Here is a 13,764-nt window from a genome sequence, read left to right as displayed (position 1 = left end):
CTTAGTTCAGTATGAGCGGTAAGTCAGAGAAAGTCAGCCTCGCGCAGCCGAAACTACGCGAGGTTGTGTGCGGATTATTTTTGTAGACGCGCTTCAATCGCGTCCATCAACTTACCGCTGATATTAATATCAAAGGCCGCTTCAATTTCACGGATACAGGTTGGGCTGGTCACGTTAATTTCAGTCAGCTTGTCACCGATAATATCCAAACCAACAAATACGAGGCCTTTCTCTTTTAGCGTTGGCGCAACGGCGCGTGCGATTGCCCAATCGGTATCGCTCAGAGGACGGGCTTCACCACGACCCCCAGCAGCCAGATTACCGCGGGTTTCGCCTTTGGCGGGAATACGCGCTAGGCAGTATGGCATTGGCTCGCCGTCCACCACCAGAATGCGTTTATCGCCGTTACTGATATCTGGCACAAAGGTTTGCGCCATGCAGTAGGTGTTACCAAGGTTTGTCAGAGTTTCGATGATCACTGACAAGTTTGGATCGCCCTGCTTTACACGGAAAATCGATGAACCACCCATACCATCTAAGGGCTTGAGAATGATGTCGCCGTGTTTTTCATGGAAAGCTTTGATCTGATCAGCACGACGTGTCACCAAAGTGATCGGCGTATGCTCAGGGAACCACGCAGTGAACAGCTTTTCATTGCAGTCACGCAGACTTTGCGGTTTGTTGACGATAAGACAACCTTCCACTTCAGCGCGCTCAAGAATGTAAGTTGCGTAGATGTATTCGGTATCAAAAGGCGGATCTTTGCGCATCAAAACAGCATCAAGATCAGCAAGAGCGATCTCTTGCTCACTTTTCACTTCAAACCAGTTGTCTGGGTTTTCTTCCAGTGTCACGATTTTAGTGCGTGCTAATGCTTTGCCTTGTTCTAGCGACAAGTCGTGCATCTGCATGTAGTGAATTTCCCAGCCACGCTTTTGCGCTTCTAGCATCATGGCAAAGGAAGAATCTTTTTTGATATTGATGGATTCGATTGGATCCATCACTACGCCCAGTTTGATCATGTATTGTCCTTAATTAGCCGAGATCGCCAAAGCGAACCTGTAGGGCGGTGATCGCCGTTAATGCTGCGGTTTCTGTTCGCAACACGCGCGGCCCTAATAAGGTTTCTTCGAAACCAAATTCGCGCGTTTTTTCAATTTCGTCTGCTGACAACCCACCTTCAGGACCTATGAGCAAACGAACGCGCTTGACCGGTTCTGGCAGTGTATTGATTGAGTATTTTGCACGTGGATGCAGGTTGAGTTTCAGCCCGTCAAAGTCTTCAGTCGTCCACTCTTCCAGCGCCATCACGGGCCGAATCTCTGGCACGATGTTACGACCACTTTGTTCACAGGCCGCAATCGCAATTTTTTGCCATTGCTGCAGTTTTTTATCGAAGCGCTCCGCGTTGAGTTTGACACCACAACGTTCTGAGATCAGCGGCGTGATGACATTGACGCCCAGCTCAACAGATTTCTGAATGGTGAATTCCATTTTGTCACCGCGGCTGATCACCTGACCAAGGTGTAAATCCAGAGGCGATTCGATACTGCGTTCAACACGCTCAACCACATCAACAGCGACAGATTTCTTGCTCGTTTCAGCAATGACGGCGGGGAATTCAGCACCACTGCCATCAAACAGCAGGATTTCCTGACCAATTTGCATTCGCAATACGCGTCCAACATGGTTTGCAGCGTCTTCACTAAGAGAGACGCGGCCATTGTCGGGCAGACGTTCAGGATGGAAAATTCTAGGGATACGCATGATGGTCGTTTCGTTGTTAATAATGAGCAGCAGTGTATCACGCTGCTGCCTCACGATTGTAGTGTTGCTCGCCTTCAGCTAGATCAGAGACCTGCTTTCTCGCACGATGCTTTCACGAAAGGATTGTGGTTACCTTGCGCTTTGGCTATTCGACGGTCACGCTCACATTCCCAATCCGTAACAGGGTAGGTTTTATCCCACGCATTCATGAGCTTTTTCTGTGCTGACGCCAAACGAAAATCATACTGTTGATTCATGTATTGGTAGATACGTGCAATGGCGCCACGACTTTGCGCGGGTGGATCGACCGCGCGCTGTTTGAAATCGACCTTCATTTCGCATTGTCCGTAAAATGCGCCTTTGTTTCCGTTCCATTGTGAAAAACGATAGTTAGAGCGGTCGCCGTTCACTTCGCCAATGGCAGGGACCAGATTGTGCAGATCCGCTTCCATTAAACGAAAGGCCATGTCTGTTTTGCCGCAATTCTTGCGTCCGCCGTCTTGCCAGCATTGGCGCTGGTGGCCAAATTGCCAAGCAGGAACGACATGTTCCCATTCAATGCGGCTAGCGCGTTTTAATTGCTTACGCACTTGGTAACCACATTCATCTAATTGCGGCACGCCCTTCTTCCCTTTCCACTCAATGTCACAGCCACAGTAAAAAGAGGTGGGGTAGTCTTGATAGATTTTTTGCGCGATGCGTTTGGCTTTCGAAAAGGATTGTGGATGCTCAGGAGCAGACATCGCCAGTGGTGATATCAACAACGCAGAAAGCAGCAAGAGATACTTTTTCATCATGAAACAAAGTCTTTTTGGAATTAAGTACTTTGATTATTGCAGATGTATGCGAGTTAAATCTCACTAAAATAGTGTTAATTGAATAACTTGTTAATTGAGGAAAAAGTGGCAATTAACGCATTCGCGTTAGGATGCTGAAGGTTTCCACATCAGGGGCTGTTTACAACGACGGCACATGTACTGCACTTGCTGGCGCTGTACCTTGTTGTGACGGCGCACAGATAAAGGGATGACGTCACATTGGCATTGATAAGGAAAGGTTTTGCCTTCCACGGATTTGATGTCAAAGCTATGCGTGGTTTTAGGTTGAACATCAAAGACCTGTGACATAACGGCTTGCCACTCTTTGCCGTGCGGGCGAACACGTCCGAATCGCGCAAAGACAATTAAATGACTGACTTCATGGGGAACCACTTCGTTAATAAATGCTTCTGGGTTTTCGGCCAGTAATACGGGATTGAAGCGAAGCTGCCAGCGTTGAAGCAGCGCCATTCCCGCCGTTTTTCCCCGAATATCAAAACGGATCGCAGGCACCGAAAAATCTGCCTTTAAGGTCTGGCTTGCTTGATAAATGCATTCGCTTACGCGTCGGGTAATACGGTAGTGGAGTTCGTTCATCGCTTTGGCAAAGTTAAGTGGTGACAGCGGCTAGGGTAAAGAGAGGCATGAAAAAAAGGAAGCCGAAGCTTCCATTTTGTTAATCTGTGGTGCTGCGTGGTCGCGATTATTTGATGTTCGCGAAATCGCGTAATGCTGCCACTTTGTCCGTTTTTTCCCATGGGAATTCTTCACGACCGAAGTGACCGTATGCTGCTGTCTTTTTGTAGATAGGTTGCAGCAGGTCAAGCATCTCTTGCAGGCCATATGGGCGCAAGTCGAAGTTTTGGCGAACCGCTTCGATGATGATCTCTTGAGACACTTTTTCTGTGCCGAACGTTTCAACCATGATAGATGTTGGGTCAGCGACACCGATAGCGTAAGACAGTTGGATCTCACAGCGATCAGCCATGCCAGCGGCAACGATATTTTTAGCAACATAACGTGCTGCGTATGCTGCTGAGCGGTCAACCTTCGATGGATCTTTACCAGAGAATGCACCACCGCCGTGACGCGCTGCGCCGCCGTAGGTATCGACGATGATCTTACGACCCGTCAAACCACAGTCACCCATTGGGCCACCGATAACAAAACGACCGGTTGGGTTGATGAAGTATTTGGTGTCTTTGTTCAACCATTCAATCGGTAAAACCGGTTTAATGATTTCTTCCATTACCGCTTCGCGCAAGTATTCAGTTGTGACTGAATCGCAATGCTGAGTCGAAAGAACAACCGCATCAATACCAACAATCTTACCTTGGTCATATTGGAAGGTAACTTGTGATTTCGCGTCTGGACGTAAGAAATCCAGTTTGCCGCTCTTGCGCACTTCCGCTTGCTTTTTGACCAGCAGATGAGAATAGGTAATTGGTGCAGGCATAAGAATAGGGGTTTCGTTGGTTGCGTAACCAAACATGATGCCTTGGTCGCCAGCGCCTTGATCTTTAGGATCTGCTTTATCAACACCTTGGTTGATGTCTGGCGATTGCTTACCAATGGTATTCAATACAGCACAAGAGTCTGCATCAAAGCCCATGTCAGAATGTACATAACCAATCTCACGCACGGTTTCACGTGTGATTTCTTCGATATCAACCCATGCTGACGTTGTTACTTCACCGCCAACCATCACCATGCCAGTTTTGACGTAGGTTTCACACGCCACACGTGCTTTTGGATCCTGCTCCAAAATTGCATCAAGAACGGCATCAGAAATCTGATCTGCAATTTTGTCTGGGTGGCCTTCTGATACAGATTCAGAAGTGAACAGGTGCTTAGCCATAACGTTTTCCCTAATGAGTAAATACCAATTTCAGCAGTGTGTTAAACGTGTGCTGACTGCCGTTGGTATAAAATTGATATCGAATATACGTTTAAAGGTATAGATGCTTTTCCATCTGGACGTCTATTCTACGTCACGAGATTGATAAATCAACCCCACGGTTTGTCCGCCTAAAAGGGAAACGTTTGCGTTGGTCATCCTGTAATTACAAATAGATGCGGCACAAACACGCTAGATAGGCGCAGTTTCCTATAAAATCAGCCATGTAAAACGTTTGCAGAGGAACGGGAGTCTTGCGACAATACGACCCCGCCGACTTCTGCGATCTGGCCATCTACGAATAAAAGTATTACGCCTGATTGCATATAAAACAAAACGTCTATTGATCTCAGGAGCAGACATGTCTTCCCGCAAGGTTTTAGCAAACGCGATTCGTGCACTAAGCATGGACGGTGTACAACAAGCCAACTCTGGTCACCCGGGCGCCCCAATGGGCATGGCTGATATCGCCGAAGTACTGTGGCGCGACCACATGAACCACAACCCGCAAAACCCTGAATGGGCTGATCGCGACCGTTTCATCTTGTCTAACGGTCACGGCTCAATGCTGATTTACTCTCTGCTTCACCTGACGGGTTACGATCTGTCGATTGATGATCTGAAAAACTTCCGCCAACTGCATTCAAAAACCCCAGGTCACCCTGAATACGGTTATGCACCGGGCATTGAAACCACCACTGGCCCACTAGGCCAAGGCATCACCAACGCTGTTGGTATGGCGATGGCAGAGAAATCACTGGCAGCGCAATTCAATCGCGACGGCCATGCCATCGTTGACCACAACACCTTTGTGTTCTTGGGCGACGGTTGCTTGATGGAAGGTATCTCTCATGAAGCATGTTCACTGGCGGGTACGCTAGGTCTTGGTAAGCTGGTTGCGTTCTGGGATGACAACGGTATTTCTATCGATGGTCATGTTGAAGGCTGGTTCACTGACAATACGCCTCAGCGTTTTGAAGCGTACGGCTGGCACGTTATTCCTGCTGTTGATGGTCACGATGCCGATGCAATCAATGCGGCGATTGAAGCAGCAAAAGCAGAAACAGGTCGTCCAACCCTGATCTGTACGAAAACCGTGATTGGCTTTGGTTCACCAAATAAAGCTGGCACCCACGATTGTCACGGCGCACCACTAGGCGCTGACGAAATCGCAGCGACCCGTAAACAGCTGGGTTGGGAGCACGGTCCGTTTGAAATCCCTGCTGACGTTTACGGCGCATGGGATGCCAAAGAAGCTGGCGCGGCGAAAGAGTCTGCGTGGAATGAAAGACTTGCAGCTTATGAAGCGGCATACCCAGAGCTTGCTGCTGAATTCAAACGCCGCGTAAACGGCGAACTGCCAGCAGAATGGGAAGCGAAAGCGAGCCAAATCATCGCTGATTTGCAAGCAAACCCAGCGAACATTGCATCACGTAAAGCGTCTCAAAACGCGCTAGAAGCGTTTGGTGCTATGCTACCAGAATTTATGGGCGGCTCTGCTGACCTTGCGCCTTCAAACTTGACCATGTGGTCGGGTTCGAAAGCCGTGACTGCTGAAGACGCATCCGGTAATTACATTCACTACGGTGTGCGTGAGTTCGGTATGACAGCGATCATCAACGGCATCGCGCTGCACGGTGGTTTTGTACCTTACGGCGCAACCTTCCTGATGTTCATGGAATACGCGCGTAACGCAATGCGTATGGCTGCGCTGATGAAAATTCAGAACATCCAAGTGTATACCCATGACTCGATTGGTCTGGGTGAAGATGGCCCAACACACCAGCCGGTTGAGCAAATCGCCTCACTGCGTCTAACGCCAAACATGAGCACATGGCGTCCATGTGACCAAGTGGAATCTGCGGTCGCTTGGAAACTGGCGATTGAGCGCAAAGACGGTCCAACGTCGCTGATCTTCTCGCGTCAAAACTTGGCACAACAAGATCGCAGCACACAGCAAGTGGCTGACATCGCTAAAGGCGGTTACGTGCTGAAAGATTGTGTGGGTCAGCCAGATCTTATCTTGATTGCAACCGGTTCAGAAGTTGAGCTGGCGGTTGAAGCGGCTGCGCAAATTTCTGCTGAAGGTAAGCAAGTTCGCGTGGTATCTATGCCAGCGACAGACGTTTATGACAAGCAAGATGCGGCATACCGTGAATCAGTACTGCCTTCAGATGTGACCGCTCGTGTTGCAATTGAAGCGGGCATCGCTGACTTCTGGTACAAGTACGTTGGCTTTGATGGTCGTATCATCGGCATGCACTCTTTCGGTGAGTCTGCACCAGCAGGCGAGCTGTTCAAGATGTTCGGCTTTACCGTTGAAAACGTGGTAGAAACGGCGAAAGAGCTGCTTGCATAACTGACGATGTCAGGTGTTCGAACGTCAATATTTAGCCCCGCTTTTGCGGGGCTTTTTCTTTTCGATGTCTGAACGAATCAATCAGAAGTTTTGATGAGAGACCAGTCACATTCTACGTGCGTATTTTACGTGCTTGAGATAGACTGTCCGCCGTATTTCATTCACGACTCAGATGGTCAGGGACATGGCATTACGCGTTGCAATTAATGGATTTGGTCGAATTGGCCGTAGTGTGCTTCGCGCACTTTACGAGAGTGGCCGAAGAGACAAAATTGACATCATCGCTGTCAATGAACTCGCTGAGCCTGATGCGATGGCGCATCTTCTGCAATATGACACCAGTCATGGTCGATTTTTTAAAAAAGTCTCCAATAGCCAGGAGTTTCTTTTTGTCGGCGACGATAAAATTCGCATCCTTCACTTAAGTGACATTAATCTGCTTCCTTGGCGTGATCTAGACATCGACATCGTGCTCGATTGCACGGGTGTTTATGGCAATCGCGAACATGGTCAAGCCCACCTCGATGCTGGTGCGAAAAAAGTATTGTTCTCCCATCCTGGTAGTAATGACTTAGATAACACCATCATTTTTGGTGTGAATGAAGACTCCTTGAAAGCCAGCGATCGCATTGTTTCCAATGGTTCTTGTACCACTAACTGTATCGTGCCTGTGATTAAGGTGCTTGATGAACAGTTTGGTATTGAGTCTGGCACCATCACCACCATTCACTCTTCCATGAATGACCAGCAAGTGATTGATGCTTATCACCCTGATTTGCGACGCACCCGTGCTGCGAGTCAGTCAATTATTCCTGTCGACACCAAATTACATTTGGGAATTGGAAGAATCTTTCCGAAATTTTCTGACAAATTTGAAGCGATTTCGGTTAGAGTTCCAACGATTAACGTCACTGCAATGGATTTAAGCGTCACAGTTAACACGAAAGTGAAAGTTAATGACGTAAATCAATCACTCGAAGAGGCCGCTCGGTGTACATTGAACGGCATTGTAGATTATACCGAGGCACCACTTGTCTCGATAGACTTTAACCATGACCCTCACAGCGCCATTGTCGATGGCTCGCAAACACGAGTAAGTAACCACAATTTGGTGAAGATGCTGGTGTGGTGTGATAACGAGTGGGGATTTGCTAACCGGATGCTTGATACCGCGTTAGCCATGGATGCAATTTCAAGTGGCTCGAAGGCTTGAGTCACGGTTTTTATTTTGTAAAAACCAAAGCAAATTTTTTTATTTTTGCAACTTTAGAGAGAGGACGAAAATGTCTGTAATCAAAATGGCCGATCTGGATCTGGCTGGCAAACGTGTATTTATCCGAGCTGACCTAAACGTACCGGTTAAAGAAGGTAAAGTAACTTCTGATGCACGTATTCTTGCATCTCTGCCAACGATTAAGCTTTGCCTAGAAGCTGGCGCGAAAGTCATGGTTACTTCTCACCTTGGTCGTCCAACTGAAGGTGAGTACGCAGAAGAATTCTCTCTGCAGCCTGTCGTTAACTACTTGAACGACGCGCTTGATTGTGACGTTAAACTAGCAAAAGACTACCTGAACGGCCTAGAGCTGAACGCGGGTGAGCTAGTGGTTCTAGAAAACGTTCGTTTCAACAAAGGCGAGAAGAAAAACGAAGACGAGCTGTCTAAAGCTTACGCTGCACTTTGTGATGTGTTCGTGATGGATGCATTCGGCACTGCGCACCGCGCACAAGCATCGACTTACGGCGTAGGTGTATTCGCTCCTATCGCATGTGCAGGCCCTCTTCTAGCGGCTGAACTTGAAGCACTAGGTAAAGCGATGGACAACCCAGCGCGTCCGTTGGTTGCTATCGTTGGTGGTTCTAAAGTTTCTACCAAACTGACTGTTCTTGAGTCTCTATCTAAAATCGCTGACCAATTGGTTGTTGGCGGTGGTATCGCGAACACCTTCATTGCAGCTGAAGGCCACAACGTGGGCAAATCACTGTACGAAGCGGATTTGCTAGATACAGCTAAAAAGCTAATGAAAGAATGTGCAATTCCAGTTGCAACTGATGTTGCATGTGCGAAAGCATTTGACGAAAACGCAGAAGCTGAAATCAAGAACGTTGCTGACGTTCAAGATGACGACATGATTTTCGACCTAGGTCCTCAATCAACTGCGGCTCTTGCTGAAATCATCAGCAACGCGAAAACCATCCTATGGAATGGCCCTGTTGGCGTATTCGAGTTCAAAAACTTCGAAGCGGGTACGGCGGGTATTTCTAAAGCAATCGCTGAATCTGCAGGCTTCTCTGTAGCAGGTGGTGGTGACACATTGGCAGCTATCGACAAGTTCGGTATCAAAGCTGATGTTTCTTACATCTCGACTGGCGGTGGTGCATTCCTTGAGTTTGTTGAAGGTAAAGTACTTCCAGCTGTTGAAATGCTAGAAGCTCGCGCAAAAGCATAATATAAAAAACGGGGGTTGTTACCCCCGTTTTTTATGCATCTTATCTTGCGACTAATGTCCGGTTTGATGCAGACACCAAACCGAAAAATTAATGTGTTTGGTGAGACGTTTGGGTACAATGCGCAGCGTTGATCGCAAACGTTTGCCGATTTAGCTGAGTTGGTCGGGATATGGCCAGCTTGGTACTGATTCATTCAAAGACTACAGAGTAAATAGGACTATTGTTATGTCTAAGATTTTTGATTTTGTAAAACCTGGCGTTATCTCTGGTGACGACGTACAGAAAGTGTTTGAAATTGCTAAAGAGAATAAATTCGCTCTTCCAGCGGTAAACGTAGTAAACACGGATTCAATCAACGGTGTTCTAGAAGCTGCTTCTAAAGTTAAAGCACCTGTTGTTGTTCAGTTCTCTAACGGTGGCGCAGGCTTCTTCGCTGGTAAAGGCGTTAAGCTAGAAGGCCAAGGTGCACAAATCCTTGGTGCTGTTGCTGGCGCAAAATACGTTCACGCAGTTGCTGCGTCTTACGGTGTTCCCGTTATTCTGCACACTGACCATGCTGCTAAGAAATTGCTGCCATGGATCGACGGTCTGCTTGACGCTGGTGAAGCGCACTTCGCTGAAACGGGCAAGCCACTGTTCTCTTCACACATGATTGACCTGTCTGAAGAATCACTAGAAGAAAACATCGAAATCTGTGCTGCATACCTTGCTCGCATGGAAAAGATGGGCATGACGCTAGAAATCGAACTGGGTTGTACTGGTGGTGAAGAAGACGGCGTAGACAACTCTGATATGGACGCGTCTGAGCTTTACACTTCTCCAGAAGACGTTGCATACGCATACGAGAAACTGAGCGCTATCAGCCCACGTTTCACTATCGCAGCATCTTTTGGTAACGTTCACGGTGTTTACCAAGCGGGTAACGTTGTTCTTACTCCAACTATCCTGCGTGATTCTCAAGCTTACTGTGCTGAGAAATTCGGTATCGCTCCGAACGCATTGAACTTCGTATTCCACGGTGGTTCTGGTTCTTCTGAAGCAGAAATCCAAGAGTCTATCGGTTACGGTGTTATCAAAATGAACATCGATACTGATACTCAGTGGGCAACGTGGGACGGTATCCGTACTTACTCTGCTGATAACTTTGATTACCTACAAGGTCAAATCGGTAACCCAACTGGCGAAGCTGCGCCAAACAAGAAGTACTACGATCCACGCGTATGGCTACGTGCTGGTCAGGCTTCTATGGTTACTCGTCTTGAGAAAGCATTTGCTGACCTGAACGCAATCGACGTTCTGTAATTTAGTTTTTTAAAAAAACAGGTTACAAAAGATCTAGAAACCCGCTAAATTTAGCGGGTTTTTTTATGACTGCATTTCAGTCATACCCTGAACCACCTCACGTGACTGGATGCCATCTGATGGTTTCTCGTCGCGTGAGGTGGTTTTGTTTTTGTACTAGTGAGAGAAACGATGACCGAACAAAATGCCGTACTTGTTGTTGAACAAACAGCACATGAAGCCATGAGTTGGTTGGCTTCGAACCAAGAATTGATGATTCAATATGCCATGAATGTGCTGACAGCACTGACTATCCTGCTTATCGGTAACTGGATAGTGAAGAAAGTCGCCGGATCTGTGGCGGTAGTATTGAAGAAGCGCGAACTGGATCAAACAGTTGTCGATTTTATCGAGAACATGGTGCGTTACGTGATGTTTGCGATTGTGCTGATTGCAGCGCTGGGCCGCTTGGGTGTTCAAACAGCCTCTATCGTCGCTGTAATCGGTGCTGCTGGCTTAGCAATTGGTTTGGCACTACAAGGCTCACTGTCGAACTTTGCGGCGGGTGTGTTGATTGTGACGTTCCGTCCGTTCAAGTCAGGTGATTATGTTGAAGTGGGCGGCGTGGCGGGTTCTGTTGCCTCGATTCAGATTTTCTCGACTGTATTGACGACGCCAGATAACAAGATGGTCGTTGTGCCAAATGGGACGGTTATTTCAAGCCCAATCACCAACTACTCTCGTCATGAGACACGTCGTATTGATTTTATCATTGGTGTTTCTTACAAAGCGGATTTGCAAAAGACGAAAGAAGTACTGACCCGAATTGTTAATGCTGATGAGCGTGTTTTGCAAGATCCTGAGCCAACCATTGGTGTTCACGCGCTGGCTGATTCATCGGTGAACTTTGTGGTTCGCCCTTGGGTTAACACCGCAGATTACTGGGCGACTTACTTTGACTTGATGCAGGCGATCAAAGAAGGTCTCGATAAAGAAGGGATTGAAATTCCATTCCCACAGATGGATGTGCATTATCACGCCGCCATTGTGAATGCGAAAGCGAAGGAAAAAAGCAAACCCGTCGCTGAAATGGCATAAAGACAGCATATTGAAGTTGAGCCCTGCCCTTTGGTAGGGCTTTTTTATGCGTGTCATCCCGAGAAGTCACAAATAGATCAGTGTGAGTGTTTTAAATTTGAGACAGTATTTTTTACTGTTTAAACTGTACACTCTGCTCTGATTTTTCTGGTGCGGATTGATCCGGAAATGAGAGGCTCTTGTTGTCGACTCTCAGGGAAATCGACCAAACTACAAAACAACTATCAAGGGAATCGCAATGGAAAATGCAACTAATGAAGCCTTGAATTGGTTTACTGCAAACCAAGATCTGCTGCTTCAATACGCGGTGAATGTTATATCCGCGCTCGTTATTATCATTATCGGTAATTGGGTCGTTAAAAAGATTGCCGGTACCGTCGCGAAAGTGTTACGCAAGAAAGACCTCGACAATGCTGTTGTTGAATTCGTGCATACCTTTATTCGCTATTTACTATTCGTTATTGTCCTGATTGCAGCGCTGGGTAAATTGGGTGTTCAAACCGCATCTGTGGTTGCTGTTATCGGTGCTGCAGGTCTTGCTGTTGGCTTGGCACTGCAAGGGTCGCTGTCAAACTTTGCTGCGGGCGTATTGATTGTTGCATTCCGTCCGTTTAAATCGGGCGACTACGTTGAAATCGCGGGTGTAGCAGGTTCAGTAGACTCAATCCAAATTTTCTCGACGGTATTGAAAACGCCTGACAACAAAATGATCGTTGTGCCTAACGGTGGCGTTATCTCTAGCCCAATCACCAACTATTCACGTCATGATACCCGTCGTATCGACTTCGTTGTTGGCGTTTCCTATAACGCGGATTTGAAAAAAACCAAAGATGTACTGACACGCGTATTGGCGGCAGAGTCACGTCTTCTTGCTGAGCCTGAGCCAACTATCGGTGTGGTTGAGCTAGCCGATTCATCGGTAAACCTTGTGGTGCGTCCTTGGGTGCGAACTGGTGATTACTGGCCGGTTTACTTCGATTTGCTGCAAGCTATCAAAGAAGCATTGGACGAAGAAGGAATAGAAATTCCTTTCCCTCAAATGGATGTTCATGTGCAAAAAAGCGAAAGCTAATACTTAGCTAAGTGAATAAAGCGCCAATGGCAGTTATGTTGTCATTGGCGTTTTTTTGTTTGGATTGGGCGGTATTCTGGACTGTCGCTGAATCAATGTTTGAGACAAGGGTTGATCGAGTTAAAACAATTGCTTCTTGTGTAGTGATTTTCCTTGCGATTAGGCGAAGGCTTTCCTACCTTGCGTATCTGATGTTGTGCGCTTTTTTAAGTCACCGACAGTTTGCAGCACAAATTTATGAAGGAACCTGATTTATGAGTGATATCCCATCTGAGTTAAAATTCGCGGCATCCCACGAGTGGGTTCGACCTGAAGGCAATGGTGTGTATACCGTAGGCATTTCTGACCATGCTCAGGCAATGCTGGGTGATATGGTCTTCGTTGATTTACCAGAGGTGGGTGACACCGTAAATGCGGGTGATGATTGCGCCGTTGCTGAATCAGTAAAAGCGGCCTCAGATATTTATTCGCCGCTGACGGGCGAAGTTGTCGCGGTCAATGAAGATTTGGAAGGCTCTCCGGAGTACGTCAACACCGACGCTTACGGAGATGGTTGGTTGTTCCAAATTCGTATCACCGACGATTCGGAACTCAATGAGCTTCTTGATGCACAAGCGTATCAAGAAAATCTGGAAGAAGAAGAGTAGTCCAGTTGAAACAATAAAAAAACACCGCGCAATGCGCGGTGTTTTTGATCAAGCGAAGTGTTTGAAGCACTAATTAGCACTGCTCTTTCAAGCGTCGGATCTCAGCATTAATTTCCTTTACGGTACGATAATGCTCAAAATCCGCGTCTGATTGCGCCTGCACCATTCCCTGATGAAAGTCGAAATCTCCGCGGCCATCTATATAAATACGTCCGTTAAACAACCGATAGACGTGTTTGGCGATGAGAGTCGGGAAATAACGATTAAACATCCGCATTCGCAGTTCCTTTTCTTTTTTATTATTGTGCCTCCCGGCACGGCTAGCCAACATCCTTTATTCCAGTGATTCATTCTGGAATTTTGGCGGGCTGCATTAT

13 protein-coding genes are annotated in these 13,764 nt (G+C 47.2%); 7 read left to right on the top strand and 6 right to left on the bottom strand.

Going from position 1 to position 13,764, the window contains the following annotated elements; all coding sequences use genetic code 11:
- Window positions 1-74: 74 nt before the first annotated feature.
- The 5 genes from gshB to metK all read right to left on the bottom strand — a co-directional run bounded on the left by gshB (window position 75) and on the right by metK (window position 4,443).
- Window positions 75-1,022, bottom strand: a complete 948-nt coding sequence (gshB, locus tag ACED36_RS20520; protein ID WP_017004537.1) for a glutathione synthase — start codon at window positions 1,020-1,022, stop codon at window positions 75-77.
- A 13-nt stretch (window positions 1,023-1,035) separates the two neighbouring features.
- Window positions 1,036-1,767, bottom strand: a complete 732-nt coding sequence (gene rsmE, locus ACED36_RS20515; protein WP_026024010.1) for a 16S rRNA (uracil(1498)-N(3))-methyltransferase — start codon at window positions 1,765-1,767, stop codon at window positions 1,036-1,038.
- Between the two features lie 83 nt (window positions 1,768-1,850).
- Window positions 1,851-2,561 (bottom strand): endonuclease, encoded by a 711-nt coding sequence (locus ACED36_RS20510; RefSeq protein WP_026024009.1) that lies wholly within the window; start codon window positions 2,559-2,561, stop codon window positions 1,851-1,853.
- Window positions 2,562-2,690: 129 nt separating this feature from the next.
- Window positions 2,691-3,182 (bottom strand): SprT family zinc-dependent metalloprotease, encoded by a 492-nt coding sequence (locus ACED36_RS20505; RefSeq protein WP_017004536.1) that lies wholly within the window; start codon window positions 3,180-3,182, stop codon window positions 2,691-2,693.
- Between the two features lie 106 nt (window positions 3,183-3,288).
- Complete coding sequence (gene metK, locus ACED36_RS20500; protein WP_016959538.1) at window positions 3,289-4,443, bottom strand: methionine adenosyltransferase; 1,155 nt, start codon at window positions 4,441-4,443, stop codon at window positions 3,289-3,291.
- 400 nt (window positions 4,444-4,843) lie between these two features.
- On the opposite strand from metK, the gene tkt reads away from it, so the two are divergent.
- The 7 genes from tkt (at window position 4,844) to gcvH (ending at window position 13,387) form a co-directional block, all read left to right on the top strand.
- Window positions 4,844-6,841, top strand: a complete 1,998-nt coding sequence (gene tkt, locus ACED36_RS20495; RefSeq protein ID WP_371733772.1) for a transketolase — start codon at window positions 4,844-4,846, stop codon at window positions 6,839-6,841.
- A 184-nt stretch (window positions 6,842-7,025) separates the two neighbouring features.
- A complete protein-coding gene (epd, locus tag ACED36_RS20490) occupies window positions 7,026-8,054 on the top strand; it encodes an erythrose-4-phosphate dehydrogenase (protein WP_016960322.1) in 1,029 nt (342 codons plus the stop codon).
- Window positions 8,055-8,124: 70 nt separating this feature from the next.
- A complete protein-coding gene (locus tag ACED36_RS20485) occupies window positions 8,125-9,288 on the top strand; it encodes a phosphoglycerate kinase (protein WP_016960321.1) in 1,164 nt (387 codons plus the stop codon).
- Between the two features lie 226 nt (window positions 9,289-9,514).
- Window positions 9,515-10,591, top strand: coding sequence for a class II fructose-bisphosphate aldolase (gene fbaA, locus ACED36_RS20480; protein WP_016960320.1), 1,077 nt, complete (start codon window positions 9,515-9,517; stop codon window positions 10,589-10,591).
- Window positions 10,592-10,762: 171 nt separating this feature from the next.
- Entirely contained in the window at window positions 10,763-11,668 is a 906-nt protein-coding gene (gene mscS / locus ACED36_RS20475; RefSeq protein ID WP_016960319.1) for a small-conductance mechanosensitive channel MscS, read from the top strand.
- Window positions 11,669-11,906: 238 nt separating this feature from the next.
- Entirely contained in the window at window positions 11,907-12,740 is an 834-nt protein-coding gene (gene mscS, locus ACED36_RS20470; protein ID WP_016960318.1) for a small-conductance mechanosensitive channel MscS, read from the top strand.
- A 254-nt stretch (window positions 12,741-12,994) separates the two neighbouring features.
- The gene (gene gcvH, locus ACED36_RS20465) at window positions 12,995-13,387 is read left to right on the top strand and encodes a glycine cleavage system protein GcvH (protein ID WP_016960317.1); all 393 of its coding nucleotides are present in this window, start codon (window positions 12,995-12,997) and stop codon (window positions 13,385-13,387) included.
- 73 nt (window positions 13,388-13,460) lie between these two features.
- Here the strand turns inward: gcvH and ACED36_RS20460 are convergent, their stop codons facing one another.
- Window positions 13,461-13,664, bottom strand: a complete 204-nt coding sequence (locus ACED36_RS20460; RefSeq protein WP_026023849.1) for a DUF1107 family protein — start codon at window positions 13,662-13,664, stop codon at window positions 13,461-13,463.
- Window positions 13,665-13,764 lie beyond the last annotated feature (100 nt).

The sequence above is a fragment of the Enterovibrio sp. FF113 genome, assembly GCF_041439165.1.
GTDB classification, from domain to species: domain Bacteria; phylum Pseudomonadota; class Gammaproteobacteria; order Enterobacterales; family Vibrionaceae; genus Enterovibrio; species Enterovibrio norvegicus_A.
This window is presented reverse-complemented; position numbering and strand designations above follow the sequence as displayed.

Coding starts and splice junctions, on each gene's coding strand:
- mscS (WP_016960318.1), top strand. CDS start 11,907: ATGGAAAATGCAACTAATGAAGCCTTGAATTGGTTTACTGCAAACCAA.
- gcvH (WP_016960317.1), top strand. CDS start 12,995: ATGAGTGATATCCCATCTGAGTTAAAATTCGCGGCATCCCACGAGTGG.
- fbaA (WP_016960320.1), top strand. CDS start 9,515: ATGTCTAAGATTTTTGATTTTGTAAAACCTGGCGTTATCTCTGGTGAC.
- epd (WP_016960322.1), top strand. CDS start 7,026: ATGGCATTACGCGTTGCAATTAATGGATTTGGTCGAATTGGCCGTAGT.
- metK (WP_016959538.1), bottom strand. CDS start 4,443: ATGGCTAAGCACCTGTTCACTTCTGAATCTGTATCAGAAGGCCACCCA.
- tkt (WP_371733772.1), top strand. CDS start 4,844: ATGTCTTCCCGCAAGGTTTTAGCAAACGCGATTCGTGCACTAAGCATG.
- mscS (WP_016960319.1), top strand. CDS start 10,763: ATGACCGAACAAAATGCCGTACTTGTTGTTGAACAAACAGCACATGAA.
- rsmE (WP_026024010.1), bottom strand. CDS start 1,767: ATGCGTATCCCTAGAATTTTCCATCCTGAACGTCTGCCCGACAATGGC.
- ACED36_RS20485 (WP_016960321.1), top strand. CDS start 8,125: ATGTCTGTAATCAAAATGGCCGATCTGGATCTGGCTGGCAAACGTGTA.
- ACED36_RS20505 (WP_017004536.1), bottom strand. CDS start 3,182: ATGAACGAACTCCACTACCGTATTACCCGACGCGTAAGCGAATGCATT.
- ACED36_RS20510 (WP_026024009.1), bottom strand. CDS start 2,561: ATGAAAAAGTATCTCTTGCTGCTTTCTGCGTTGTTGATATCACCACTG.
- ACED36_RS20460 (WP_026023849.1), bottom strand. CDS start 13,664: ATGCGGATGTTTAATCGTTATTTCCCGACTCTCATCGCCAAACACGTC.
- gshB (WP_017004537.1), bottom strand. CDS start 1,022: ATGATCAAACTGGGCGTAGTGATGGATCCAATCGAATCCATCAATATC.